Raw genomic sequence first — 25244 nt, forward strand, 5'->3', positions numbered from 1 at the left:
TGTTAGGTAGAAAAACAGAAGCCTTTACTATGGCAACGAAATTGGCAAAAGAAATGTCTTCCAACCGATGGATGTCAACACAAACTACTGCTTATTGTTTGTATGCGATGTCGAAATTCGCACAGCAGAACGGAACGAAGGGAATTGATGTAAGCTTTACCAGCAGAGGTAAATCGGAAACGATTAAAACGGCAAAAGCATTTGCTGACAGAAGCCTGCAGGTAACCGGAAGTGGCAATTCGGTTACGGTTAAAAATAATAAAAATACGACACTTTACATAAAAGTGATTACGAGCGGCATCCTGCCTATCGGACAGGAACAGACAGAACAGAGAGGCTTGTCTACAGATATTACTTTCCGTGACCGAAAAGGAAATGCCATCAATGTTGCTTCACTGGCACAAGGAACGGAATTTGTAGCAGAAGTTACGGTTTCCAATACCAAAGGCGAAACGGTTGAAAATGTTGCCCTGACGCAGATTATTCCATCGGGCTGGGAAATTGTCAATACGCGTTTCACGGATTATGGAAGTTTTGCGGACAACAAGGTAGATTATACGGATATTCGTGACGACCGTACGAATTTTTATTTTACGCTCAAGTCAAATGAAACCAAAACCTTCAGGATTCTGCTGAATGCATCCTACCTCGGGAAATATTATTTGCCGGGAGTACAATGTGAAGCAATGTATGACAATTCCTATTATGCCAGAACGCAGGGACAGTGGGTTAATGTCGTGAAATAACACCTTGAAGGTAAAGCCTTTTGTGAAGAAGCCTAATTGGAGTAGGAATTGAAAAGTAAGATAAAGGCGTTTTTTAAACGCATATTGGATAGGATAAAACGCAATCCGAAGAAATCTGTTTTCTTCGGGTTGCTTTTTATTGCCTACTATTTTTGCCTGCCAAGAACACTTTTTGAGCAGCCTTATTCTACCGTAATTGAAAGCGAAGAAGGTGAGCTTTTGGGAGCTAAAATTGCCCGTGACGGACAATGGCGGTTTCCGGCACAGGATTCCATACCTGAAAAATTCAAAAAATGTATCGTCTATTTTGAAGATGAACATTTTTACCAACATCCAGGATTCAACCCGATTGCGATGGTCAAAGCCGCAAAACAAAATCACGATGCGGGTAGGGTAGTTCGTGGCGGAAGTACGTTGACACAGCAGGTTATCCGACTTTCAAGAGGTGAAAAGAAAAGAAACTATTTCGAAAAGCTGGTCGAGTTGGTATTGGCAACCCGTTTGGAATTTCGCTATTCCAAAGAAAAAATATTAGAATTGTATGCCGCCCAAGCTCCCTATGGGGGAAATGTTGTAGGTCTGGAAATGGCTTCCTGGCGTTATTTTGGAGTACAGCCGCATCAATTATCCTGGGCCGAAACGGCAACATTGGCGGTACTTCCCAATGCGCCCAGTCTGATTTATCCGGGTAAAAACCAACAAAAACTTCTGAATAAGCGGAATGGCTTGCTAAAAAAATTATATCAGGAAAAAATAATCGATAAAACTACCTATGAGCTTTCCGTATTGGAAGAGTTGCCTCAAAAGCCTTATGACTTGCCCCAAATAGCGCCGCATTTGCTTCAAAATGTTGCCAGAAGACAAGAAGGCACAAGAGTAAAGACAACGGTCAAATTTGCACTTCAAAATCGCGTGAACCAAATCGCCACGCAATATTATAATCAATACAGACAGTCGGAAATTTATAACCTGGCCATAATTGTTGTAGATGTCGAAACAAGAAATATCCTGAGTTATGTAGGTAATTCTCCAACAGACAAAGACCATCAAAAAGATGTTGACATTATTACGGCTCCAAGAAGTACAGGTAGTATATTAAAACCCTTGCTCTATGCTTCGATGCTTGATGCAGGAGAAATACTTCCTAATACTCTGGTTCCGGATATTCCAACACAAATTGCGGGTTATAGCCCTAAAAACTTCGATTTGACTTATGACGGAGCTGTTCCGGCACATCGAGCCCTGTCGCGTTCGTTGAATATTCCTTCAGTACTGATGCTTAAAGACCATGGCGTTTATCGTTTTTACGACCAATTACAGCAGTTTAAGTTGCGGGATATCAACAAGCATCCAAACCATTACGGACTCTCACTCATTCTTGGTGGAGCAGAAAGCAATCTTTGGGATTTGACGAAAACCTATGCCGGACTAACTTCTACTTTAAATTACTTTACGACGCATTCGGCAAAATACCGTACGGATGAATTCAAGGAACTGAACTGGTTGCACGGAGCAAAATTGGATTTCGGAAAGGAATCTTATGATAAGAAAAACTTAGGCGCGGCGTCTATCTGGCTAACCTATAACGCCATGAAAGAAGTCAACCGTCCGGAAGGTGACGAAGCCTGGAAATTCTATGACTCATCACTGGAAGTGGCCTGGAAAACAGGAACCAGTTTTGGCAACCGCGACGGATGGGCCATCGGGACAAATTCAAGATATGTAGTAGGAGTGTGGGTTGGAAATGCTTCCGGTGAAGGACGTCCTTCTTTGACAGGAGTAGGAAGTGCGGCACCTGTTTTGTTTGATGTGTTCAATCTTTTGCCCAGAAAAAAATGGTTTACGACTCCGTATGATGATTTGGAAGAAGCCGAAGTTTGCCAGTTGAGCGGACATATTGCAGGCGAATATTGCCCCAAAATCAAACAGTGGATTCCGCTAAAAAGCAAACAGACTACGGTTTGTCCTTATCATAAATTGATACATCTTGATGCTTCGGGAGAATATCAGGTAAACAGCAATTGTGAAGATGTAGACCGGATGGTAGCAAAACCCTGGTTTGTATTGCCTCCGGTTATGGAATTGTATTATAAGACCAAGCACATCAATTATGTTCCATTGCCGCCTTTTCGGGCAGATTGTCTCGGATCTTCTTCTTATTCAATGGATTTTATTTACCCAAAAGAGAATGGCAAAGTCTATCTTACCAAAAATTTTAACGGAGAAATCCAGCCCTTTATCATAAAAGTGGCCCATTCCGACCAAAAGGCGAAACTATTCTGGTATCTTAACGATAAGTTTTTAGGTACAACACAAACTTTTCATGAGATGTCTGTAGAAGCAAAAACCGGAAAATATTACATTACGGTAACAGATGAAGCCGGAAATGAAATCAGCAGGAGGATTGAAATTGTAAAAGAATAGCAGTTTGTATAGAACAAAAAAACCGCCAATCTTGCGAGAGGCGGTTCTTTTATCTAATCTTTAATTTCATTTCCATTTTTATCATAGAAATGATATTCTAAAAACGTGTAAGCGTCACGAGGTATTATTTTCACCCATTTTTTATGTTCAAAAAACCATTTTGAACGTAATGATGGAAAACCTTTAGTAAGGTATGCTGCCACAAAAGGGTGTGCATTCAGCACGATTTTTTTGTGGGCTTTCAATAGTCGTTCGACATCTGAAGTAATTTTATCTACAATCGAGATCGGAGCATCAATTTCCCCATGTTCATTGTTAGGGTCTTCTTCTCTGGTCTTAATATTCACTTCAGGTCGTACTCTTTGCCGTGTAATCTGGATCAAACCAAATTTACTAGGCGGCAAGATTTTGTGTTTGGCTTTATCATCGCTCATTTCTTCTCTCAGGAAATCGAAAAGGACTTTACGATTTTCCGGATTAGACATATCAATAAAATCGACAACAATGATGCCGCCCATATCTCGCAGGCGGAGCTGTCGTGCCACTTCAGCAGCGGCGATGAGGTTTACTTCTAAGGCTGTATCTTCTTGATTGGAAGCTTTGTTTGAACGGTTTCCGCTGTTGACGTCTATAACGTGCAAAGCTTCAGTGTGTTCAATAATCAGATAAGCTCCTTTGCTCATGGATACTGTTTTTCCGAAGGAAGTTTTGATTTGTCTCTCTATGTTATATTTTTCGAAGATAGGCGTGTCTTTGGATTGATAAAACTTTACTATTGATTGTTTTGAAGGGGCAATTTCTTGCAGATAATCCTTCGTTTCATTGTACAACTCTTCGTCATCTATATGAATTCCCGTGAAGGTATCATTGAATACGTCCCGTAAGATGGAGGAAGCTCTGTTGAGCTCTCCTAATACTTTTGACGGATGATGAGCAGTTGGTAATTTTTTGCACATTGCAGTCCATCTGCTGAGCAGATTCTGCAAATCTTTGTCTAGTTCGGCTACTTTTTTGCCTTCTGCTACTGTTCTCACAATAACACCAAATCCTTTTGGACGGATTGACTGTACGAGTCGTTTAAGACGATCTTTTTCTTCTTTGGATTCTATTTTTTGCGATATAGAAACTCTGTCAGAAAAAGGAACGAGAACAATAAATCGGCCGGCAAGAGAAAGCTCTGAGCTAATTCTCGGACCTTTGGTCGATATAGGTTCTTTGACAACTTGTACTAAAATGGACTGGTTGGCACTGATTACATCAGTAATAACTCCATCCTTATCAATCTCTTTTTCAAAAGGAAAGCTTTTTAGGGAGAAATCTTTTAATTTACCTGCGCTTACAAGTTTTATGAATTTCAACTGAGAAGTCAGATTAGGACCCAAATCGTGATAATGTAAAAAGGCATCTTTTTCAAAGCCTACGTTTACAAAAGCAGCATTTAGTCCCGCAACGGGTTTTCTGATTTTGGCAATAAAAATATCGCCCACCTGAAAGTTGCTTTTTTCTTCTTCTTTGTGTAATTCAATTAGTTTTCCATCTTTTAATAAGGCAAAATCTACGGCATCCGAACCAGATCTGATGATCAGTTCTTTATTCACACTGTAAATTTTTATCTGTTTTTTCAGAAAATAGAAGATAGAGAAAAGAGTGTAGATTTAAAATCTAAAATCTAAAGTCTAAAGCCTAAAATCTTATCTACAGATGGATTAAACAATAATTTAACAGGTATTGTACCCGGAGAAAATAGAGTCACAAAAGAAAAAATCAAAGGCATAACAGCGCCTCATTTTTTATTCTTTCTTCAATAATTCTATTTTCAAATTTCAATGAACTATAAATATTCTTAAAAAAGAAAAAAGTAGTCAGACTACTTTTTCTTCTTATGACGGTTAGCTCTCGCTCTCTTTTTACGTTTGTGAGTCGCTACCTTATGTCTTTTTCTTTTTTTACCACTTGGCATATTTTGAAAATTTAGTGATTAATAAATTAGTTTACTTTAGCTTCGGTATTCGTTTTAACTCCTTCAACAAAAACTTTTGCCGGTTTGAATGCAGGAATATTGTGTGCAGGAATTTTAATTGTAGTGTTTTTAGAGATATTTCTACCTGTTTTTTCAGCTCTTGTTTTGATGATGAAACTACCAAAACCTCTTAAGTAAACATTATCACCCGTTTCCAAAGAGTTTTTTACTTCGTCCATAAAAGATTCAACTGTTGCTTGAACATCTCCTTTTTCAAGACCTAATTTTTCTGAAATTTTCGCAACGATATCTGCTTTCGTCATTTTCTTTCTATTTTAAATTTATTGTGTAAAATTTTGAGGTTGCAAATATATGAATTAAAAAAACAATATTTCAACCATAAACGATTAAAATTTAATAACATAAACTTTTACTTTTGCTAACCAATTTTATCTGATGGAATTTTCTAACTTATTAATCCAATGGTATTTACAAAATAAACGCGATTTACCCTGGCGAAATACGGTCAATCCGTACCATATTTGGCTGTCAGAAATTATGCTCCAGCAGACGCGTGTGGCGCAGGGTTTGCCTTATTTTTTGTCATTTACCAGTTCATTTCCAACCGTTTTAGATTTGGCAAATGCTGACGAGGAGCAGGTATTGAAGCTTTGGCAGGGTTTGGGTTATTATTCAAGGGCAAGAAACCTTCACAATACGGCAAAATTGGTGGCATTTGAAAGGGGTGGTGTTTTTCCGGATAATTATAAAGAACTGTTACAGCTAAAAGGAGTAGGTGAATATACTGCTGCGGCCATCGCTTCTTTTTCGTATAATGAAGTGGTTCCGGTGGTTGATGGAAATGTTTTTCGCGTACTGTCGCGATATTTTGACATTGAAACGGATATTGCTTCCATTGGAGCCAAAAAGGAATTTACAGAGTTGGCAAGCGAACTCATTCCACACGACAATCCTGCTTTGTTCAATCAGGCCATTATGGAGTTTGGGGCGCTGCAATGCGTGCCTAAAAATCCGGATTGTGGAACATGTGTGCTGAATTCGGGCTGTCTGGCACTGCAAAAGAATAAAGTAAACGAACTTCCCGTCAAGTTGAAGAAGACAAAAGTGCGCAATCGCTATTTTAACTATCTTGTTTTTTCAGATGACAACCAGAATCATATTGTAAGAAAACGAACCGAAAAAGGAATCTGGCATAACCTCTATGAATTTCCATTAATCGAGACGGCAGCTGAAGTCGATTTTGATACGATTTCAAAATTAATTTTTGAAGAATATGGTTCAAAGTTTGAAATTTTTTCAATAAAGCCGTTAAAAAATGACGTTATTTTGCATAAATTATCACATCAGCATTTGCATATTCGCTTTTTTCGGGTGTCTGTTCAAGGCGAGATGGAAAATGCAATGTCTTATGAATCAATGATTTCATTGCCATTTCCAATTGTAATTTATAATTTTATAGAAAAAGATTTGCCATAATTTATAAGGTTTATCAGAAATTATTATATTTGAAGGTTTACTAACTCCCCACGAAAAATGAATGGTACGCTAAATAAAGTGATTTTAATTGGGCACCTAGGCGATGATGTCAAGATGCACTATTTTGAAGGTGGTAACTGCATTGGCAGATTTCCACTGGCTACGAATGAAATTTATATTAACAAGCAGACAAACGAAAAGATTGCTTCTACGGAATGGCACAATCTTGTTGTCCGGAATAAAGCAGCCGAAATCTGTGAAAAATATCTGTCAAAAGGCGACAAGATATATGTTGAAGGAAGGATAAAATCCCGTCAATGGCAAACAGAAGAAGGTGTTACAAAATATACTACCGAAATCCAGGTGACAGAATTTACTTTCCTGACAACGAAAAAAGATATTGAAGCTGGTAAGCAAGGGTCATCAGTTGATGTAAAATCTGCCAATTTTGATTCTAACTCACCTGAAGAAGATTTGTACTAATAATGTTTAGAAAAAGTATAGGCCTTTTTATTTCCGGATGTATTCTTGCTTCTGTATGGGGTTGCCAGAACGACACAGTTCCAAAACCGGCAGGACAATTAAGACTGGAATATCCAAAAGCCCAATATGTACACTTTGAAAATAATTGCCCTTATACGTTTGATATAAACGAAGACGCAATTATTTCGCAAAAAGGAGATTGTGATTTTACAATCAGCTATCCAAAAATGAAGGCCACAATTTATCTGACTTACAAACCTGTTAAGAATGATATTGAGGCACATTTAAGAGATGCCCAAAATCTGACTTACAAACACACTATTAAGGCTGATGATATTGTGGAGCAGCCTTTCGTGAATGAAAAAAGCAAGGTTTATGGTATGTTCTACCGGGTTGGCGGCAATGCGGCAACTAATGCCCAGTTTTATGCTACAGACAGTCTAAAGCATTTTGTCACCGGTTCTGTATATTTTTATGCAAAGCCTAATTTTGACTCAATTATGCCGGCCTCAAGCTATGTCAAAAATGATATGCAGGTATTGATGGAAACATTAAAATGGAAATAAAAAAAGAGAACCAATTTGGTTCTCTTTTTTGTTTTATCTTGTTTTGAGAAGCATTAAGCGCTTTTTGCTTTTTTCTCATCTGTACCACAAGATTTCTTACCTGAACAGCATCCGCCTGCTTTTGCATCTTTAGCTTTATCATCGTGGCAAGAAGCTTTCTTGTCGTCTTTTTTCTTTTTCTCTTTTTCCTTTTCTTTCTCTTTGTAAAGCATTGCTTTGTCAGCAGATGATTTTACATTAGAAACTTTGTAAGTGGTTCCGCCTGCAACAGCTTCTACTGTTTCAACTAATGTTTCAGGAGTTTGTTTTGCAGCATCATAAGCTACGGTAGCTGTTTTCTTTTCGAAATCAACTTTGGCTTCCTGTACGCCGTCCAGGCTGGCTAATTTTTTCTCAATGGTTTTTGCGCATCCAACAGCACATGACATTCCGTCGATTTGGAAACTTGCGGTTTGTAAGTTTTCAGCAGTTGGTTTCGTTGCAGTCGTGTCTGTAGCAGTTTCTGTCGGTTCTCCGGTTTCTGTTGCTTTTGGCTCGTTTTTGCAGCTTACGAATAACATTCCTGAAAGCGCAAGGATAAGTAATGATTTTGAAAAATTCATAATGTTGTATTTAAATTTGAATTAACAATCCCTTTGAATTTTAAAGGTTTACAAAATTAATAAAAAAAGAAACGGGAAATTCGTTAAAATGACAGAATTTTGGGCTGTAAAAAATGAGTTATGAAAGCAGTGCAGTCCAAATGGATTTTCTTATTCTTCCTTTCCTTGATTTGGGGGAGTTCCTTTATTCTGATAAAAAAAGGTTTGGTGGGCCTTACGCCATTTCAGCTGGGCTCGTTGCGGATGATTTTTGCGGCTGTTTTTCTTTTGGCAATAGGCTTTAAAAGCCTTAAAAATATCAAGCAGCACCAATGGAAATATATTGCACTGACGGCAATGATGGGGACTTTTTTTCCGGCATTTCTTTTTTCGATTGCCCAAACACAAATTGACAGTTCTATCAGTGCTGTTTTAAATTCACTCACGCCTTTGGCAGCATTGGTTTTAGGGGCATTGGTTTTTGGGCTGAATTTTCAAAGAAGGCAGATTTTTGGTGTGACGATTGGCTTGTTTGGGAGTGTTTTGTTGATTTTGAGCGGAGCTGTAAACCATCCCGGACAGAATTACTGGTTTGCGACCCTGGCTGTCTGTGGTGCTATTTGTTATGCTGTGAATGTCAACCTGATTAAAAAATATCTTTCGGATGTAAATCCTTTGAGTATAACGGTAGGCAATTTCGCCGTTTTATTGGTTCCGGCTCTTATTATTCTGTTTACTACAAATTTTCATGAAGTGGTACATCTGCCAAATGTAAAAACGTCGATGCTTTTTATAAGTGTCCTGGCCGTATTTGGAACCTGTGTGGCGAATGTGTTGTATTTTAAGCTGATACAGATTTCTTCCCCGATTTTTGCTTCATCCGTAACCTATATGTTGCCAATTGTGGCTTGCTTTTGGGGTATTCTGGATGGCGAAAGCCTTACTCTGGTTCAGGCTCTAGGCGCTTTTATCGTATTGATCGGGATTTATTTGTCTGCTAAAAAATAAACTCGCAATTCTATTTAATTTTAAGCTTTGCGTCATTGCGTCTTTGCATGAAACAGTTGCTCGCAAAGACGCAAAGTTTATAATACTTCTGCATGAAAATATTTCGTGTTTCTCCTTTGGGTGAAATTTACCGCATAAAAAAAGACTGCCATTGCTGACAGTCTTTTTAATTTTATGTTTGATTCGGATTATTTGAAATCTGCATCAGAAACACCTTCGTTGATTTTTACATCAGAAGCTGTTAATTCGATTTCGATACCCACATTTAATGTAGTTTTAAAAGGAACTTTTACGCCTTTTACATCTTTGTAGTCAGAGAAAGAAACTACCTGAGTCATTTGCTGTCCCTGCATTTCCTCAGTGTTTGCTTCTGCCAGTTTCAATCCAGTTGTTACATCATAGTAAAGCGTCTTTTTACCGTCTTTGATAGCATATGCCTCTTTTCCGTCAATAGACTCGATTCCGGATAAAGTGATTCCAGGTTTTGTAGCCAAAGTCAATTCCGGGAAAGGAAGAGAATAGAATTTTGCGTTAGCAATTTTATCTGCGCTGTAGTCTTCTTTTTGACCTTGAGCCGACTCATATCCTTTAGTTCCGTCAAAAACTTCTTTGCTTAATGTTTGGCCCATACCTTTAACTTCGTCAACTTTTTTACCGGCTGCAGAAGATTTTCTTGTCATGGTAACATCAATTCCCTGAACTTTTCCGTTTAATGTAGAGAATACAGTTTTTACTGACTTCGCATTTTTGTCTCCACCAATTGCTTTGATGTAGTTGTCAAATACAGTTTTTGCTGTTACACCGGCAGGAACCGCTTTTTTAGCAACAGGCTTATCCACCTGGTTTCCGAATTTGTCGAAATAGAACATCGGGATTCCAAGTTTTTCAAGACCTGGCAATACGTCACTTCCTTTACCTGTAATGATAACTCTTGTATTGTCAGCAAGGAAATACTTGTTTGCTACTCTCATGATATCATCAGCAGTTACTGCGTTGATGTTCTTGATGTAGTTTTCGTAGAAATCACCAGGAAGGTTCTGTGTTTTGGTCAATAAAGCATAACGGGCAACAGTTCCCGGTTTTTGGATTTGCATTACGAAGTTTCCAATGTATCCAGCCTTTACGTTTTTCAACATGTCCGGAGCTACTTTTTCAGTTCTGATTCTTTTCAATTCTTTGAAGAATTCAACTACAGCGCTATCAGTTACGGCATTTCTAACCTGAGTGTTAGACTTGAATTTTCCAACATATTTGTCACCTCTAATGTTTGAACGGGCGCCATATGTCCATCCGTGAGCTTCTCTCAGGTTCATGTTTAGGTAGCTGTTGAAGTCACCACCAATAATTTGATTAGCCAAAAGAACAGCGAAATAATCTTTATCAGTCATCTTTAGGTTAGAAACGTTAACCAAAGAAATTTCAGACTGAACAGCGTTTGGCATGTCCACAAAGTTAATCTGTGTGTATTGAACATCTTTTGGGTCAGCATAAGTGATTACCGGAGCGGTAGCTTTTTTCCATGAACCAAAATATTTCTCAACAGCCTTTTTAACGTCTTTGAATTTTACATCACCTGTAATAACAAGGTAAGCGTTAGCAGGAACAAAGTAAGTAGTATAGTTCATGATGGCATCATTCAAAGTAACTTTGTTGATGCTTTCTTCAGTAAGATATTCTCCGTTTGGATGATTTTTTCCGAAAACCAATACATCTTCAACACGTGAAGCTACAGCCTGAACGCTTTTCTCCTGAGTTTTTAAGCCTTCAATCAGTTTTGTTTTTTCTTTGTCAAGTTCTTCCTGAGTGAAAACAGAGTTTAAAGCTCCGTCAGCCATCAATTCAAGAATTCTGTCAGAATATTTTGAAAGACCTGAAGCATAAGCTCCGTTAGCGCTAAATCCGATGTTAGCCCCAAGAAAATCAATTTCTTCGTTGAAAGCATCTTTTGACATCTTTTTAGTACCGCTTCCAATTAATGCGCTGGTAATTTCAGCAACACCTTTTTTATCGCCTTCTGCGTAAGGAGCATTGTCTAATGTCAGGTTGTAGGAAACTCTTGGAAGTTTATGGTTTTCAACAACCATTACTTTCAATCCGTTTTTTAATTCAAAGGTTTCAGGCTTCCCGATATTGATAACCGGAGCAGGACCTGGTTTTGGCTGTGGTCTGTCTTGTGCTTGCATAATTACTGTTAAGAACAAGCTTGATAAAATGAATATTGTCTTTTTCATGATGTATATCTTAGTTTTGAGCTTTGTCTTTTGCTGGTACGTAATCCAAAATCAATCTTTGGTTCGGGTTCAGGTATTTTTTTGCAATATCTCTGATTTCCTCACGAGTGATAGAGCGATAGATTTCAATCTCGGTGTTGATAAGGTTGATATCGCCGTACAGCATGTAATATGTAGCCAGGTTTTCTGCAATTCCTTCTACTGAAGCATTGCTGTTTACATATTGGTTCTCAAATTTATTCTGTAATTTCTGGAAATCTTTCTCAGAAATTAATTCTGTTTGAAGTTTAGTAACTTCTTCATCGATTTCTTTTGTAAGTGCATCAAGAGAAGTATCTCCCATTGGCAAACCATAGATGAAGTAAACGCCGTAGTCTTCCTGGCTGTAGTTGAAAGCGCCAATTTCTAAAGCCATTTTCTTCTGGTCAACGATTTTTTTGTAAAGTCTTGAACTCTTTCCATCGCTAAGGATAGAAGAAATCATATCCAAAACTTTTGCATCACGGGTTTTCATTGAAGGCGTTCTGTATGCCGTTACCAACATCGGAATCTGGATGTTTGGGTCTTCATAAGTAGCCTTAATAGTTTGAGTGATTGGGTCTTCAGTAAAAGTCTGTTTTGTAAGGTCTGTTTTTCCTTTTGGAATTGACCCGAAATATTGTTTTACCCATTTGATGGTTTTGTCGTACTCAATATCACCTGCCACAACAAGAACTGCGTTGTTAGGAACGTAGAACTTTTTGTTGAATGCCTGGAATTCTTCCAGAGTTGCAGCATCTAAATGTTCCATAGAACCAATAGGAGCCCAACGGTAAGGGTGTTTTTTGAACATGTTTTGTTTTACGGCAGTAATAAGATTTCCGTAAGGCTGGTTGTCTACACGTAATCTTTTTTCTTCCTTAACAACTTCGTTTTGCGTATCAACTCCAATTTGGTTGATTACAGGGTGCATTAATCTTTCAGATTCCATCCATAAACCTAACTCAAGGCTGTTAGAAGGGAAGATTTCATAGTAGTAAGTCCTGTCGTCTGAAGTATTTGCGTTATTGGTTCCTCCGTTTCCGGAAACAATTTTGAACCATTCTCCACGACCTATATTTTTTGTTCCTTCAAATAAAAGGTGTTCAAAAAAGTGAGCAAAACCAGTTCTTTCCGGATTTTCGTCTTTGGCTCCAACGTGATACATTACCGAAGTAATTACAACTGGAGCTGATTTGTCTTGATGCAAGATCACATGAAGACCATTTTCTAGTGTATATTCTTCAAAAGCTACTTTTTGAGCTGAAGCAACACTCCCGAGCATGAGAACTGAACCCAAAGCCATTAATGATTTTTTCATAACGATTAATAAATTTGTTATTGATTTTGACATTAGTATGCCAAATATGTGTTTTGTTACGCCAAATGTAGTTTTTTTTTAAGATTTATTCATGTAAATATAACTTTTTAACGGCTGAATGTTTTTACTTTTCGGAATGTTCTTTCCCGGGGTTAAAATGCTGTCTCTTTGAAGGTTGAATTTTTTTATAAGAACAATTGCAGGATTAATATTTAATCGTATATTTGCAACCTTAAAATTTAACTAAACATTATTGTTATGTACGCAATCGTAGAGATAGCAGGGCAACAATTCAAAGTAAGCAAAGACTTAAAGGTTTATGTTCACCGTTTAGCTAACAAAGAAGGAGATGCAGTTTCTTTTGCAAAAGTTCTTTTGTTGGATGATAACGGAACAATCACTTTAGGCGCCCCGGCTGTAGAAGGTGCTTCAGTAGAAGCCAAAGTGTTACAACACTTAAAAGGAGACAAAGTAATCGTTTTCAAAAAGAAAAGAAGAAAAGGTTACAAAAAGAAAAACGGACACCGTCAATATTTGACTCAAATCCAAATTTCCGGAATTACTGTTTCAGGTGCTAAAAAAGCTGCTGCTAAGAAAGAAGCTGCTCCTGCAACTGAAGAAGCGGTAGAAGCTCCAAAGAAAAAAGTAGCTAAGGCTAAAAAAGAAGATACTCAAGAATAATTAACATTTAAAACCAGTACGTCATGGCTCATAAGAAAGGTGTCGGTAGTTCCAAGAATGGTAGAGAATCAGAATCGAAACGTTTAGGTGTTAAGATTTATGGTGGTCAAGCTGCTATTGCTGGAAACATCATCGTTAGACAAAGAGGTTCTAAGCACAACCCGGGAGAAAACGTTTACATGGGTAAAGATCATACTTTACATGCAAAAGTTGACGGAGTTGTTAAGTTCCAGAAAAAATCTGATAACAAATCTTTCGTTTCTGTTGTTCCGTTTGAAGCATAAGAAAACCAAGATTTTTAGATACAAAAAGCCCATTCGAAAGAATGGGCTTTTTTGTTTTATTTGATTTTTGCTTTTTCTAAGGTTTCATTATAACCTTCCTTCATGTCTTCTTTGGCTTTTTGTGCTCCTTCTTTGATATCTTCAGAAGTTTCTTTTATGCCATCTTTGGTTGCTTCCCAGGCACTTTTTGCCTTGTCAACCGCAATCTGTGCTAATCTTTCGGCTTCCTTGTCGCCTTTTGCCTTAGCTTCTGCTAATTTCTTTTCAGCCTCGTCCAGATTGGCTTTCGCCTTTTCACTTAATTCTAGGTTCAGGCCGTTTTTCGTTGTCGTGGTGGTCACGGTCGTTTTTCCGTCTTCAGTTGTTGTTGTAACTGTTTCTTCTTTCTTGCAGGATGTAGCGAGAAACATACCGCCTATCGCTACCATAAACATTACTTTTTTCATTAGGTTGTTATTTAGTTCTTATAAAAATAACAAAAAAGAAGAATATACAACATTAAGTAGGGTTGATTATCGAAAATCTATATTAAAATATATTCCGATAGGCACTTAATACTTTACGACTCTGCGCCTTTGCGAGCAACTATTTTCACGCAAAGGCACAGAGTCGCAGAGTTTGTAAAGGGAGAGAACTCCTGTTTTGCGTCTTCTTTCATTTTGATATAAACTTCCGGATTGGAATTTAAGAGTAGATAATTCGGAAAGGAACAATGTTGATGGCCCGGTTTTCAATCATCAATTTTAAATCTTCACTCAGGAAATACCATTCTTCCTCATTATAATAGTCTTTGTCCTTTCTTTCGAGATAGATGTCAATAGTGGGAGTATAGCCCACATTGCTGTCCAGGCTCGTCTGTATGCCATTTTTTACTTCCACTCTTGTAATAGCATCACCAAAATGATTTTTGCAGAGAATGATAATGTCCTGACGCGTTACCACTCTCTGGTTAGAAACCAGGTTTTCACGATATGCATAGATTTTCTCCGAATTGGAAAGTTCGTCTTTTCCGCCCTGGGTTGTAGACAGAAACATAATGTTGTCTCTTTCAAAATCAGAACCTTTATGGGCGACCAATCTTGAAAAGGTATTAATCTTGTTGGCGCTTTCGCCATTGGTTGTCCAATATTTGGCGAATAAGGTTCCTTTGTTGGAATTGCTGGTAGTATTGAGTATTAAATACGGGTTATTGATATTTTGCATACCTACCTGTGACATCTTATTTCTGAAACGTGAAATAATCTGGTTGATTTCTTTCAGGTTATTGTCTGTAAAATCATGTCCGAGTCTGGAAAATGCCGCGGCTTCATCCCGAATCAGGTCAATGAGATAGTTTATTTCTTCCGTCGCATTTCTTTCGTCAAAACGGGCGATGCCTCCAAAACGTAGGTAGGCATAGTCGTTGTCGCCCTTTTCATCATCGTTTTTGATAACGTCAAACTCGTTGTTCTTGTCATCAGTAACCGAGAAAAGCTCAAGAAAAAACTCGTTGTTCAGGTTCAGCGGATAAATATTCAGGAGGTTTTTGATATTTCCCTGTACCTCATTCAGTTTTTTGTTGATGACAGGAAAACAATTGTTGGCGCAGAAGATTTCAGAAAGAATATCTTTCCCGATAACATTAGGAAACTCAATGCGAATCCAAATCAGTTTTTCGTCGGCCAGAACTTTTAATTCTTCAGCAGGAATAAAACTACTCAATTCTGAAGGCAAGGAATAGTTATTATCAATATTGATAATGTCTTTTATAGTGATAAAATTCTTGCGGAAATAGTCGTTTGCGTGTTCCTGTGTCCGTTCAATATGATAGAATTCTTCCTGAATGAGTTCACCGTAATTGTTGGAATAATTTTCATCGTTGTTGTATCCTTGCACAGTCTGCAACAGATGGTCGTTTAAATACCATTTGGCACGTGGCAGAAAGTGGAAAAAGGTATTCCTGTTGTGGATATTTTTCAGATAAAAATAAAACATCAGGTCTTTGATGATTCCGTCGCCCTGGTGTTTTAGTCCAAGCCAGATGGTTCCGTGAGGTGCCGGCTTAATGTAATTATTACTGCTGACCGTTTCCCGGAACTGTTCTTTCACAATCTGCTGTACTCCGCTTGGAAGGATTACATAGTTGAGTTTATTGCGGTTCAATTTTACAGGCTTTGTTGGCCCGAAAAAATAGTTTTTGATTATGTTTTCTGTTGGATTGTACGGATTTGCCTCTTTTTTCTGGAAGTAAAACTGATGGTGGTCATTTAGTATCACTTCATTTTCTACAGGATAAGCCCTCACAATGGCTCTTGCCGGTGTTGCTTTAGCCGATGCTGTTGGTGTAAGGATATCGACCAGCCGTTCTGTAATCCTTCTTCGGCTGGAATAGATTTCGTTGGAAATTTTTTCCAATTCTTTGGCGCATACATCAAAAAGCAAATTGACAATAGGGTCAAAGACATTTTCCAGTTCCACGTCAGAATAGCCCCATTGTTTGGCGGCACGTTTGAGTAGTCGGTCTTTAATCTGATCTTTTGATAATGAATTCATTGATGATGCTTTTATTTAAATGAAAATGGCGCTAGAAAATAAGAACTCTTGTAATAATAAGGCTGGTTTGTTTTTTTGATTACTCCGTAAACCACAATGTCAAGACGTTTTTTGACGCGAATATTGGTTTCGTAGCTTACCGTATCTTCACTTACGCCAAGCGTTACATCGGTAACGGTCAGTCGCTTTTCATATTTTTTTACCTTTTCATGTACAGATTCCTTAATCATGTCTTTTAGCTGGTTGGCATTAGACAACAGGTTAAAATCGGTTTCCCAGATAATGGTGCCAAAATCGTCATCATATTTATATTCTCCGAAAATCGTAGTGATTATCAGGGAAATATACTGTGCCAAAGATTCTTCGATAGTGACTTTCCTTATATCTTCACCGCTTGACAGCCGCTTAAAATCAATTGGAATCTTGTAGTATAGGTCTTTCATGTTCTATCGTAAATTTAATGGCTCCTTCTTCATTTAATGTGACTTTCAACGAATCGCCTTTTTTGATTTCGTTGGAAATAATCATGCGTGACAATGGCCTTTTTAACTGATTGCGGATAGTTCCTTTGATTGGTCGCGCCCCATATTCCGGCGTGAAACCCATCAGGGCAATCTGTTCTTTGTCTTTTTCGTCTATATGCAGCGTGATGTCCAATTTTTCCAGAAGCTGCAAAAGTTCTTTCTTTAAATGGATATCGAAAATTCTCGAAACGCTTTTTCTGCTGATTGGTGCAAATGGGATGATTTCCGTAAGACGTCCTAAAAACTCGGGTCTGAAATAGCCGGTCATCAATTGAATAAGGTCGTTTGATTTTGGGATGATGTCTTTTTCAAATGATTTTACAATAAAATCAGAACCAATATTTGAGGTAAAAAGAATTACCGAGTTTGAAAAATCACCTTCCTTGCCTAAACGGTCGTGGAGTTTTCCTTCGTCCAGTATTTGTAGGAATACGTCAAAAACTGATTTATGGGCCTTTTCAATTTCGTCAAACAAAACGATGGAATACGGTTTTTGTCTGATTTTGTTAACAAGAAGTCCGCCTTCTTCATAGCCTACATATCCTGGAGGTGCCCCGTATAAAAGTGCTGCAGAATGTTCTTCTTTAAACTCTGACATGTCCAACCGGATAATGGCATTCTCGTCACCAAAAAGGAAGTCAGCCAATGATTTTGCCAATTCTGTTTTTCCGGTTCCTGTTGGTCCCAAAAAGAAAAAGGAACCTATTGGCTGTCCTGGTTTTGTGAGTCCGGAACGGGATTCCAGTATGGCATCAGAAACTACTTTCACGGCATGGTCCTGACCAATAACTCTCTTTTTTAGGGTATTTTCTATATCGAGTAATCGTTCGCGTTCATCAGATTTTACTTTTCCTGCCGGGATTCCGGTAATACCCGAAACCACGTGCGACAGGTGTGATGGGGAAACAATGTTTTCTTCTTCATTCAAGCGTTCCAGGCTTTCTAAAAGACTTTCCAGATGCGCTATTTTCTTATCGCTGGCAACAGAAGAGAAATTGTCCTCGTCTTCGCTGAAAAGCTTACCGGTTTTATTTTGGATATCAGAATGAAGCCAAAGCATCTTTTCTTCTTTTTCAATTTCCTCAATACTATCATTGATGGCCGAAAGCTGTTTTTTTAATTCCGGCAGTTCTTTTTTGATAGTTTCTTTGGCCACTTTTAAAGATGACATGGTTCTGTCAATCAAATCCAGGGCAGAATCCGGAAGCGATTTTTCCTTCAGATAGCGTTTTGAAAGTCGGATAGATTCTTTAAGTCCTTCTTCATCAATGCTAAAATCATGATGTGTCTGGTAATGCGAAATCACATTTTTAATCATTCGTAAAGCCAATTCCTGATTAGGCTCGTGGATTTCCAAAGTTTCAAAACGTCTGGAAAGGGCATCATCCTTACCAAGCGATTTTCTGAATTTTTCTGTAGTTGTGGCTCCAATAAAAGTAATGTCGCCCTTAGAAAGTTCAGATTTTATAATGCTGCCAATACCATTGCCCTGATTGGAATCAAACAGTTCGTGGATATCGTCTATAAAAAGTATCGGCTTTTCATAGCCCTTTACTTCATTGAAGATTTTCTGTAAACGGTCTTCTACTTCGCCTTTGTAGGAAGCACCGGCGAATAAAGGCCCGATATTGATTTCAAAAACCGAAGCATTATTAAAGGCTGCCAAAATAGACTTGTCTCCAATTTTATGGCAAAAGCCTTCAATTAGTGTCGATTTCCCGACACCGGATTCTCCGATAACGATAACGTGTGGTTTCAGTTTTCGGTTTAATATTTCTGTAATGGTCTTTAGTTCTTCATCACGTCCAATCATCGGGATAGATTGCTTTGACTTCAGATGTTTTATTTTGTCCGTACAGTATTTGTCTAAGGTAGAGCTTCCTGTTGGGGTGATTTTTGTTTTTTCAGAATTGTTTTGCGGTTTTGCAGTTCCTGAATCAAACATTGATGATAAATCAGCAGGCGTCAAAGGCAATGACTTTAGCTGGTCGTGTGAAAATCCCACGCCGGGAGTTACCAGTGCTTTTAGGATGGGAACAAAGCTGGTTTCGTCACCCGTCTTCTTTGCAATATCTTCGGCTTCTGTCAGCACGGCATTCATACCGCTGTCCGGAGCCGGGTCATCGCTTGGTTTAGAAGATTTTGGATACTCGCTGATTCGGATATCGGCCCATTCATCCAAATAAAACACGTCTATTCCTTTGGCATCCAACTCACGCATGAAATTGAATTGCGGATTCAAAAGCGCCTTTAGCAAATGAGCAGGAGCATACTTTTGGTTGAAATTATCCTTCGCATATTGTTTTGCAATATGAATTGCCTGCAAAATATCTTCTGTGACCATGATTTTCTGATTTAGTTCGTCCTTCTGTTCAATTGCTGCGTTAATCTCAGGTCGCGGAGCAATTCCTTATTCTCTTCTTCGTATTCTTTTAATTGCTTGTTGAGCAGGTCAATTTCCTTTTTAGAATCATTGACTTGCAACAACAGTTTCTTTGTTTTAACCAAATCGTTAATCGTCAGAATGACATTGTCATATAGTTTTAGTCCCTGGTCAGAATCGGCAGGGATTTTTTCTTTCAGGTCTACCAATTCAAAGCTGATGTTCTGTTCAATGAACTGGAAGCTTTCAGGAGCCTTGTCTAATGAGTCAATCAAAACGCCAATGTGCTCCAACCTGTCAGAGAATTGTTTCTGAAAGTTAAACTCGGTCATGATTTTGTCATTTTCGCTTTTGAGAACTTCATTTTCTTTCAAAGGCAGCTTGTAATTGAAAAATATTGCAAAAAACAATACTCCGGTTGTGATGATAAACATCAATAGGAACAAGAGGAAAGCGGAAGTTCGTTCTTTTCTATTTAAAATATCCATGTTTGGTGTCGATTTTGGGTTGGTTTATTCTGCTAAAAAGGTTGGCGATGAATTAGGAGAATTATTGTCTTTGTCACTATTGCCAAAGAAGCTTGGCTTTTCGTTTCTGACAATATTTTCGTTGACAAAGATTCCCGTGTCGCGTTTTTTGCCGATATAGTCGAGCTGGTTTAAAATAGTAAACAGATAGTCAATTTTTGAAATAAAAGTATTGACCTGGTTTACGGTTGGCTCAATATCATAAGCTTTGTATTTGGTGTTTATAGTTTCAGAAAACAGCCTTTCATAGTCGCCACTGGAGATTTCTGTCCATTCCGAAAAATAGTTGAAAAGCATTTCTTTTCCGTCTCCCGAAAAAGAATCAAAGCTGTTTTTGATGATTCGCGCCAAACTGACCGTGTTTTCCAATACTTCCATCGGTTTCATGGAGAAATTCACCCATTTGCTTCTTGTGATGTTTTGGGCCACATAACTCAAAATCTTTTCGCAGGCTTCAAAAACCATATTGGCAATCAGGTTTTCATCTTCTGTACTGTTCCTGAACCTGATTTTTTGGGAAATCTGAACCGAATTGAACTCCAACTGCTTGAAGAAAGATTCGTAGTTTTCAAATAAGGTAATCAGGGTAGGATGGCTGTTGATTGTAAGACTTGGCGGAATAAAATCGGTCAGGATTTCATAGTTGTTAGCCGAAGTCTTGAATTTAGCCAAAGGAAATTGTAAAGCGCCAATATTATTTTGGTTGACTTCGCTTTCAATAACGCTGGTCAGGAAATAACGAGACATGGCATTTGGAAAACGTGGCGGCACTTCCTCCATGTTTTGCTCGCCCGTTGGTATTCTTTGGAAAGGATCGACATTCAGTAAAAGAAAGTAATTGTTTTCTTTAAGGTCGAAATCCTTCAACTCAATTTTCTCGTTAAATTCTCCGGTATAGTCGGTAATCTCAATTCTTCCTCCACCCGGAGTTACCGCCTTGAGAAGTTTAATGCTAACGCTTAATTCGTTGTGAGCATCGATAGAAATTGAATACTGGAATGGTCTTGACAAATGAGTCGACAATAAGCCGTAATTCAGTTCATTTACGCCAAGATTGCGCGCATCCCGAACCAAATCTTCAATATTGTCCTGTAAAGTGATGAAATGGTTTTTGTTGATCTTCATTCCATCGATCCAGTTTACCGGAAAGTGTTTTATATTTTCAGCCATAACTAAATGAAATTATATTCGTTGACAAATTATCGTTGCTCCGTCTTTAATGTTGTTAGTGTCTATTGCTAGTTCGGGGTCTATGTAATCGGATGAGCTGAACCATTTCGGCTTCGTGTAAAAATACCATCCGTAAGGCTGGTTTTTATCGTCCAGATAGCGGACCTGGCTGTTAGGGTTCTTCTCGTTGTAATCGTTTATGAAATAATAAAACAGTTTGCCAAAGTCAAAGGCACGCGGTGCTTTTACTTTGAAATTGATAATTGTTGAATCGTTCGCTTTTTTCGTAAATACTAAATTTACGATAATTATATTTCTCATTTCAGAAATATGGGGTGCCGGATATTTTGAATTTACCGGATAGAACCATCTTTTATGAAGTTTGGCCGGAATCGAAATGGCAGTTCTGAAAAGACAAAAACAAAGTGTCGGAATCAGGAAAAAGAGCATGGCTCCCAGATAATAATACATATACGGCAGTTCCTGGAAATGTCCTACCAGCATAATTACAAAGGCTTCCATGAAAATTCCGGACACAATAGCAATAAAAATTTCCTTGTAGATTTCCTTTGCATCAAACTGCTTGAAATAGAGATGGAAAAATGTCAGGTGAATGGCACCGGCAATTAGTAAATAGACCTGAAACGAAATAAAACGGATGTTTACCGTTGTGTCTTTTAAATTAAATAATATGGCCCCAAAAACAAGGAGCATGAGTCCTTGACAGAGTATATAGATAAAATAGCTTTTTTTCTCTTGCCTGAATTTGGGCGTTTTCATCCCAATAAACATGCTGATAATCATCGCTACTGCAATGGCTAAAAAGATATAGACTAAGGTTTCGGTTCCTCCGATGTGGTTTAGATATTTTCTCATATTACTGTTGATATTCCGAGTCTTGATTTATAAATCGTATCGTCCATTGCAAAAAGTTCGTCTTCTGAATTCAATTGGATTTCAAATGAGTATTGCATTTGGAAAGGCAGAAAAAGGTTGAAGAACGTAGTCAAAAAATTCTCTAATACGTGGTCGTCAAAATAATCGGGAAGATTGTCAGGATTTTTTAACGGTCCAACGATGAAATTATATTTTTTCAAAAATATTTCCTGGTTGCTTTGCAATGTAGTGGTGATGCCCATAATCATTTCGCCTGAATTTTCCTCAATATCATGGCCGTTTTCCAATTGGATGTTTTTAGACGTGTAACTCACTTCTTCTCCCAATATTTTTTCCAGCATTTTGCTGATATCGGAAATGTTTTGACCTGAATTTCCTTTGAGTTTCATCAGCGCATAAAACATTTTTACGGTCAATACATCCGGAATGTTCTTTTCGATGCCTAAAATCATTCGGATGATGTCGGCAATTCCGTTAGTGCTTAATTTGGAGAAAAAATCAGATTCATGCCTTTCTATCTGATGGCGGAACCGGAAAAGCTCGTTTTCTAAAGGATTATAGAAATGACGGGCTTCTTTTTCTTCTTTTTTGCGAATTTTGAATTCCTGCGAAGGGTCGTGCCTTTGGTCACGGTTTCTGTAATTATGCGTGATGCTTTCCGGCAATATATCATAAAAACCGTCACGGCTGGTATTGATGTGCAGGATGTCCGAATCGTTCACATCTGTTGTGATGCTCATCGTATCCTTGCTGAATTTTCTGTAAAAAACGCCATTTGCCTTCAGGACAATATCCAGGTCGTCTGTTTTGTTTTTCAGAAGCGCATCAAATAACAGTTCGGCCTTCAGGTCGAAAGGTGTCAGGTTTCTATGATTTTCTATAAAAAATCGATTTTTTGTCATAGCTAATTATTGCTTAAATCTGCCAGCGGCTACGAAATTTTTTTTCCAATATGCTTTTTTTAAGCTTGAGATTTCGACACCTCCGACCAGGTTTGCTGAAAAAAACTTATTGTTCTTGAGATAAATTCCAACATGAGAGATAATTTTTTCATCGGTAATCCTGAAGAAAACCAAATCTCCCTCCCGTAATTTTTCGTCTGACTTAAACAATTCAATCCTGTTGTCCATGCTCATTTCTGAAGCAGTCCTCGGGAGTTCTTTTTTATATACATGTGAATAAAGCTCCTGCATCAAAGCAGAGCAATCAATACCAGCTCGTGTTTCTCCCCCGTAAATATATTTCGTGCCTTCCCAGCTTTTTATAAAAATGTACAGTTTTTCGTTTATTATTTCTGTTTCACTTACTTCCAATTTTTTTGCAAAATACTTTCGGTCATCGTCGCTCAAAGTAGTACTGTAGGAATATTTTGCATTTGAGTTTTTCTTATTGTTTCCAGCTTGCGATTTAACGAAATCATCGGTAATGACAAAGTCTTTTTTAGGCAGGCAAGAGACAAAACATACACTCATAAGGCTTAAAAAAATAAACTTTTTAAACATATTAAATGGCGTTTTAGTTCTGCAACTCTTAACTAGATAGATAAATATTCGTTGAGCTTTTGAAGGGGGAAGCTGATTATCTAAATATAAAAATTTTGGGAACTAATTTATACATTTAGGATTTAATATCCATTTCCATGATGTTAAATTAATACTTTTTACCCATTAAATTCACAATTAACACTTAGACAAAGTGAATTTAACAAAATATTATCATTAATTAGGAAGGCAGGAAAATCAAGTGTTCGCGCTTTAAGCATATGTTAAATCCTTGTGACTTTAACAATAATTTTTTTCATAAACTATTTTAACTTGAAAAACCAAAGGAAATTTTTATAAATTTGGAATAAGACAAATTTCGCTTATTTATCGCCCCCAGCAATTTATAATTAATAATTATAAAATGAATAAGAGTAATCAAATAAAAACCCATTTTGATGGAAAAATTATATTGTTCTTCTTTATAATTTTTGTCATGTCATGTGGGCTGCTGGCCTTTAAGATAAACAATAAAGCGATTTGCACCGTAAAGGAGTTCAAAATCGATGCTCCTACATTTAAAGCAGGTGAGTTAATCACTTTTTCAGATATTACCCCTAATTCCTATGAGTGGAGATGGTATTTTGGGGACGGGAGTAAAATTTCTTACCGTTCAAAAGTAGCACACTCATTTTCTAAGCCAGGAAAATACACCGTAAAGCTTTTGGTTAACAACAGCTGTACAATTGAAAAAACGATTACCATTCTTCCAAAGAATGATGTGATTGATGAAAGTCTATTGCCTAAATTTTTTGCTCCTACAGTAGTATATGAAGGCGAACAGGTACGTTTCAGAGACTCAACAGCACATGCCAAATCATGGGAGTGGAGATTTGGAGACGGAATCAAAATTGATGCGATTGATCAGAATCCTACCTATGTATACAGGATTCCGGGAGAAAAAATAGTGTCGCTGGTTGTAAATGGCGATATTAAATATGTAAAGCAGAAAAAAATAACAGTACTACCTGCCAAAAAAGAAACTAAAGATGTTGTTTCTGAAAGATTGGCAAGAAGAAGCAGTTCCAGAGCCGATATCGTTGATGAATATTTCAAGCAATTACCGGAAGCGCCAAAACGAAGTGCCGAAATTGCCGGAATTAATGAGGAGAAATTCAAAGCCATATTGATGGGCATTTGTGAAGACAAACTTTCTTTTGATAATGTAAAACGTTATTTCTGCGAGGACGATCTGCCACTGGTTAAGCTTCGCAATGGGAAAACAATTTCACTGAAAGAGCTTGATGATGCAATTCGTGACAGAAATATCAACATCAAAAAGATCGAATTGCAAAGAGACCAGGACGGATGCGTAACAGTTATCAATCTGAACTACAGATACAAAACAATTTTTTAAAGCTCTTTCTCTATACTATAAAATTAATATTTAATACTAGACAGCATGGCAAATTCATTTTCAAACAGTTATGGAATCGGGGGTAACGAAGTCAGACAGGAAGGTCAGGAAAGCATTCTCGAAATCCCACAAAATAAAACTTTAATCGCCCAAAAATTAACGCCTAATACGCCTGTGCGTCCGGAAATCGTTACAGGTTTAAAAAATATGGATGAGGTTTTTGAACATTTTGATCCAAAAATCAATGTGGCTTTCGAAGATGAAGACGGTAAAGTTACGCGTGAAGAATTAGGATTTAAAAATATTGGAGACTTTTCTATTAATGGTCTTATAGCCCAAAGTCCGTTTCTGACAGATTTAAAAACTAAAAACGAACAATATCAAAAAATGATCAAACAATTAAAAACCAATAAGGTTTTAAAATTGGCGCTTCAGGATCCTGATGCAAGACAGTCGATCATTGATACTATTGAAGCATTAATAAAAGAAATTGAACAATCTGATAAATAATTA

The 25244-nt window shown here is 37.6% G+C and carries 24 protein-coding genes; 10 read left to right on the forward strand and 14 right to left on the reverse strand.

All coding sequences use genetic code 11. From position 1 onward, the window contains the following. A partial coding sequence (locus tag BGO88_RS12540; RefSeq protein ID WP_502686510.1) for an alpha-2-macroglobulin family protein occupies positions 1-746 on the forward strand: 746 nt, incomplete at its 5' end. Between the two features lie 48 nt (positions 747-794). Beyond that, positions 795-3170 (forward strand): penicillin-binding protein 1C, encoded by a 2376-nt coding sequence (pbpC, locus tag BGO88_RS12545; protein ID WP_286707090.1) that lies wholly within the window; start codon positions 795-797, stop codon positions 3168-3170. Between the two features lie 53 nt (positions 3171-3223). Here pbpC and BGO88_RS12550 read toward each other — a convergent pair whose 3' ends face one another. Continuing rightward, positions 3224-4768 (reverse strand): Rne/Rng family ribonuclease, encoded by a 1545-nt coding sequence (locus BGO88_RS12550; protein ID WP_101471212.1) that lies wholly within the window; start codon positions 4766-4768, stop codon positions 3224-3226. A 388-nt stretch (positions 4769-5156) separates the two neighbouring features. Further along, a complete protein-coding gene (locus tag BGO88_RS12555; RefSeq protein ID WP_056067901.1) occupies positions 5157-5453 on the reverse strand; it encodes an HU family DNA-binding protein in 297 nt (98 codons plus the stop codon). A 133-nt stretch (positions 5454-5586) separates the two neighbouring features. Between BGO88_RS12555 and mutY the strand changes: the two genes are divergently transcribed. Genes mutY through gldD form a run of 3 tightly spaced genes read left to right on the forward strand, consistent with a single transcriptional unit; the run spans position 5587 to position 7676 of the window. Beyond that, the gene (mutY, locus tag BGO88_RS12560; protein ID WP_286707091.1) at positions 5587-6627 is read left to right on the forward strand and encodes an A/G-specific adenine glycosylase; all 1041 of its coding nucleotides are present in this window, start codon (positions 5587-5589) and stop codon (positions 6625-6627) included. Positions 6628-6684: 57 nt separating this feature from the next. Continuing rightward, positions 6685-7110: a single-stranded DNA-binding protein gene (locus BGO88_RS12565; RefSeq protein WP_056067905.1), complete on the forward strand. Its 426-nt coding sequence runs from the start codon at positions 6685-6687 to the stop codon at positions 7108-7110. Positions 7111-7112: 2 nt separating this feature from the next. Beyond that, positions 7113-7676 carry a gliding motility lipoprotein GldD gene (gene gldD / locus BGO88_RS12570; protein WP_056067907.1) on the forward strand — a complete coding sequence of 188 codons (564 nt, stop codon included), beginning with the start codon at positions 7113-7115 and terminating at the stop codon, positions 7674-7676. A 53-nt stretch (positions 7677-7729) separates the two neighbouring features. Here the strand turns inward: gldD and BGO88_RS12575 are convergent, their stop codons facing one another. Then, the gene (locus tag BGO88_RS12575; protein WP_082482161.1) at positions 7730-8278 is read right to left on the reverse strand and encodes a heavy-metal-associated domain-containing protein; all 549 of its coding nucleotides are present in this window, start codon (positions 8276-8278) and stop codon (positions 7730-7732) included. A 120-nt stretch (positions 8279-8398) separates the two neighbouring features. On the opposite strand from BGO88_RS12575, the gene BGO88_RS12580 reads away from it, so the two are divergent. Next, the gene (locus BGO88_RS12580) at positions 8399-9265 is read left to right on the forward strand and encodes a DMT family transporter (protein ID WP_286707092.1); all 867 of its coding nucleotides are present in this window, start codon (positions 8399-8401) and stop codon (positions 9263-9265) included. A gap of 188 nt (positions 9266-9453) precedes the next feature. Here BGO88_RS12580 and BGO88_RS12585 read toward each other — a convergent pair whose 3' ends face one another. Further along, complete coding sequence (locus tag BGO88_RS12585; RefSeq protein WP_286707093.1) at positions 9454-11496, reverse strand: M16 family metallopeptidase; 2043 nt, start codon at positions 11494-11496, stop codon at positions 9454-9456. Positions 11497-11506: 10 nt separating this feature from the next. Then, positions 11507-12835: a M16 family metallopeptidase gene (locus BGO88_RS12590; RefSeq protein WP_101472023.1), complete on the reverse strand. Its 1329-nt coding sequence runs from the start codon at positions 12833-12835 to the stop codon at positions 11507-11509. Between the two features lie 258 nt (positions 12836-13093). Here BGO88_RS12590 and rplU point away from each other — a divergent pair, with 258 nt between their 5' ends. After that, a complete protein-coding gene (gene rplU / locus BGO88_RS12595; protein ID WP_056067913.1) occupies positions 13094-13516 on the forward strand; it encodes a 50S ribosomal protein L21 in 423 nt (140 codons plus the stop codon). Positions 13517-13539: 23 nt separating this feature from the next. Further along, positions 13540-13800, forward strand: coding sequence for a 50S ribosomal protein L27 (rpmA, locus tag BGO88_RS12600; RefSeq protein ID WP_056067915.1), 261 nt, complete (start codon positions 13540-13542; stop codon positions 13798-13800). 56 nt (positions 13801-13856) lie between these two features. Here the strand turns inward: rpmA and BGO88_RS12605 are convergent, their stop codons facing one another. The 9 genes from BGO88_RS12605 to BGO88_RS12645 all read right to left on the reverse strand — a co-directional run bounded on the left by BGO88_RS12605 (position 13857) and on the right by BGO88_RS12645 (position 23335). Next, positions 13857-14246, reverse strand: coding sequence for a hypothetical protein (locus BGO88_RS12605; RefSeq protein WP_273236591.1), 390 nt, complete (start codon positions 14244-14246; stop codon positions 13857-13859). A gap of 238 nt (positions 14247-14484) precedes the next feature. Further along, positions 14485-16332 carry a hypothetical protein gene (locus BGO88_RS12610; protein WP_286707094.1) on the reverse strand — a complete coding sequence of 616 codons (1848 nt, stop codon included), beginning with the start codon at positions 16330-16332 and terminating at the stop codon, positions 14485-14487. A gap of 11 nt (positions 16333-16343) precedes the next feature. Further along, entirely contained in the window at positions 16344-16775 is a 432-nt protein-coding gene (locus tag BGO88_RS12615) for a GPW/gp25 family protein (protein ID WP_056067921.1), read from the reverse strand. Beyond that, entirely contained in the window at positions 16744-19200 is a 2457-nt protein-coding gene (locus BGO88_RS12620) for an AAA family ATPase (RefSeq protein ID WP_286707095.1), read from the reverse strand. Before BGO88_RS12620 ends, BGO88_RS12615 begins: the two co-directional genes overlap by 32 nt. An 11-nt stretch (positions 19201-19211) precedes the next feature. Continuing rightward, positions 19212-19727, reverse strand: coding sequence for a type VI secretion system transmembrane protein TssO (locus BGO88_RS12625; protein WP_056067925.1), 516 nt, complete (start codon positions 19725-19727; stop codon positions 19212-19214). Positions 19728-19751: 24 nt separating this feature from the next. After that, positions 19752-20891, reverse strand: a complete 1140-nt coding sequence (locus BGO88_RS12630) for a hypothetical protein (protein ID WP_147433807.1) — start codon at positions 20889-20891, stop codon at positions 19752-19754. 57 nt (positions 20892-20948) lie between these two features. Then, positions 20949-21812 (reverse strand): TssN family type VI secretion system protein, encoded by an 864-nt coding sequence (locus BGO88_RS12635; protein WP_056067929.1) that lies wholly within the window; start codon positions 21810-21812, stop codon positions 20949-20951. Continuing rightward, the gene (locus BGO88_RS12640; protein ID WP_056067931.1) at positions 21809-22735 is read right to left on the reverse strand and encodes a hypothetical protein; all 927 of its coding nucleotides are present in this window, start codon (positions 22733-22735) and stop codon (positions 21809-21811) included. The genes BGO88_RS12635 and BGO88_RS12640 overlap by 4 nt, the downstream gene beginning before the upstream one ends. A gap of 6 nt (positions 22736-22741) precedes the next feature. Further along, positions 22742-23335, reverse strand: coding sequence for a C40 family peptidase (locus BGO88_RS12645; RefSeq protein WP_082482163.1), 594 nt, complete (start codon positions 23333-23335; stop codon positions 22742-22744). A 403-nt stretch (positions 23336-23738) separates the two neighbouring features. Here BGO88_RS12645 and BGO88_RS12650 point away from each other — a divergent pair, with 403 nt between their 5' ends. Both BGO88_RS12650 and BGO88_RS12655 read left to right on the forward strand, forming a co-directional pair. Further along, a complete protein-coding gene (locus tag BGO88_RS12650) occupies positions 23739-24731 on the forward strand; it encodes a PKD domain-containing protein (RefSeq protein WP_286707096.1) in 993 nt (330 codons plus the stop codon). Positions 24732-24776: 45 nt separating this feature from the next. Continuing rightward, positions 24777-25241 (forward strand): hypothetical protein, encoded by a 465-nt coding sequence (locus BGO88_RS12655; RefSeq protein ID WP_056067937.1) that lies wholly within the window; start codon positions 24777-24779, stop codon positions 25239-25241. Positions 25242-25244: the final 3 nt, after the last annotated feature.

Origin of the sequence: Flavobacterium sp. 38-13 (assembly GCF_001899155.1) — a bacterium.
GTDB lineage: Bacteria > Bacteroidota > Bacteroidia > Flavobacteriales > Flavobacteriaceae > Flavobacterium > Flavobacterium lindanitolerans.

Excerpts from the sequence above, each read along its gene's own strand:
- BGO88_RS12555 (WP_056067901.1), bottom strand. The coding sequence starts at position 5,453 with ATGACGAAAGCAGATATCGTTGCGAAAATTTCAGAAAAATTAGGTCTT.
- mutY (WP_286707091.1), top strand. The coding sequence starts at position 5,587 with ATGGAATTTTCTAACTTATTAATCCAATGGTATTTACAAAATAAACGC.
- BGO88_RS12565 (WP_056067905.1), top strand. The coding sequence starts at position 6,685 with ATGAATGGTACGCTAAATAAAGTGATTTTAATTGGGCACCTAGGCGAT.
- gldD (WP_056067907.1), top strand. The coding sequence starts at position 7,113 with ATGTTTAGAAAAAGTATAGGCCTTTTTATTTCCGGATGTATTCTTGCT.
- BGO88_RS12575 (WP_082482161.1), bottom strand. The coding sequence starts at position 8,278 with ATGAATTTTTCAAAATCATTACTTATCCTTGCGCTTTCAGGAATGTTA.
- BGO88_RS12580 (WP_286707092.1), top strand. The coding sequence starts at position 8,399 with ATGAAAGCAGTGCAGTCCAAATGGATTTTCTTATTCTTCCTTTCCTTG.
- BGO88_RS12585 (WP_286707093.1), bottom strand. The coding sequence starts at position 11,496 with ATGAAAAAGACAATATTCATTTTATCAAGCTTGTTCTTAACAGTAATT.
- BGO88_RS12590 (WP_101472023.1), bottom strand. The coding sequence starts at position 12,835 with ATGAAAAAATCATTAATGGCTTTGGGTTCAGTTCTCATGCTCGGGAGT.
- rplU (WP_056067913.1), top strand. The coding sequence starts at position 13,094 with ATGTACGCAATCGTAGAGATAGCAGGGCAACAATTCAAAGTAAGCAAA.
- rpmA (WP_056067915.1), top strand. The coding sequence starts at position 13,540 with ATGGCTCATAAGAAAGGTGTCGGTAGTTCCAAGAATGGTAGAGAATCA.
- BGO88_RS12605 (WP_273236591.1), bottom strand. The coding sequence starts at position 14,246 with ATGAAAAAAGTAATGTTTATGGTAGCGATAGGCGGTATGTTTCTCGCT.
- BGO88_RS12610 (WP_286707094.1), bottom strand. The coding sequence starts at position 16,332 with ATGAATTCATTATCAAAAGATCAGATTAAAGACCGACTACTCAAACGT.
- BGO88_RS12615 (WP_056067921.1), bottom strand. The coding sequence starts at position 16,775 with ATGAAAGACCTATACTACAAGATTCCAATTGATTTTAAGCGGCTGTCA.
- BGO88_RS12620 (WP_286707095.1), bottom strand. The coding sequence starts at position 19,200 with ATGGTCACAGAAGATATTTTGCAGGCAATTCATATTGCAAAACAATAT.
- BGO88_RS12625 (WP_056067925.1), bottom strand. The coding sequence starts at position 19,727 with ATGGATATTTTAAATAGAAAAGAACGAACTTCCGCTTTCCTCTTGTTC.
- BGO88_RS12630 (WP_147433807.1), bottom strand. The coding sequence starts at position 20,891 with ATGAAGATCAACAAAAACCATTTCATCACTTTACAGGACAATATTGAA.
- BGO88_RS12635 (WP_056067929.1), bottom strand. The coding sequence starts at position 21,812 with ATGAGAAAATATCTAAACCACATCGGAGGAACCGAAACCTTAGTCTAT.
- BGO88_RS12640 (WP_056067931.1), bottom strand. The coding sequence starts at position 22,735 with ATGACAAAAAATCGATTTTTTATAGAAAATCATAGAAACCTGACACCT.
- BGO88_RS12645 (WP_082482163.1), bottom strand. The coding sequence starts at position 23,335 with ATGTTTAAAAAGTTTATTTTTTTAAGCCTTATGAGTGTATGTTTTGTC.
- BGO88_RS12650 (WP_286707096.1), top strand. The coding sequence starts at position 23,739 with ATGAATAAGAGTAATCAAATAAAAACCCATTTTGATGGAAAAATTATA.
- BGO88_RS12655 (WP_056067937.1), top strand. The coding sequence starts at position 24,777 with ATGGCAAATTCATTTTCAAACAGTTATGGAATCGGGGGTAACGAAGTC.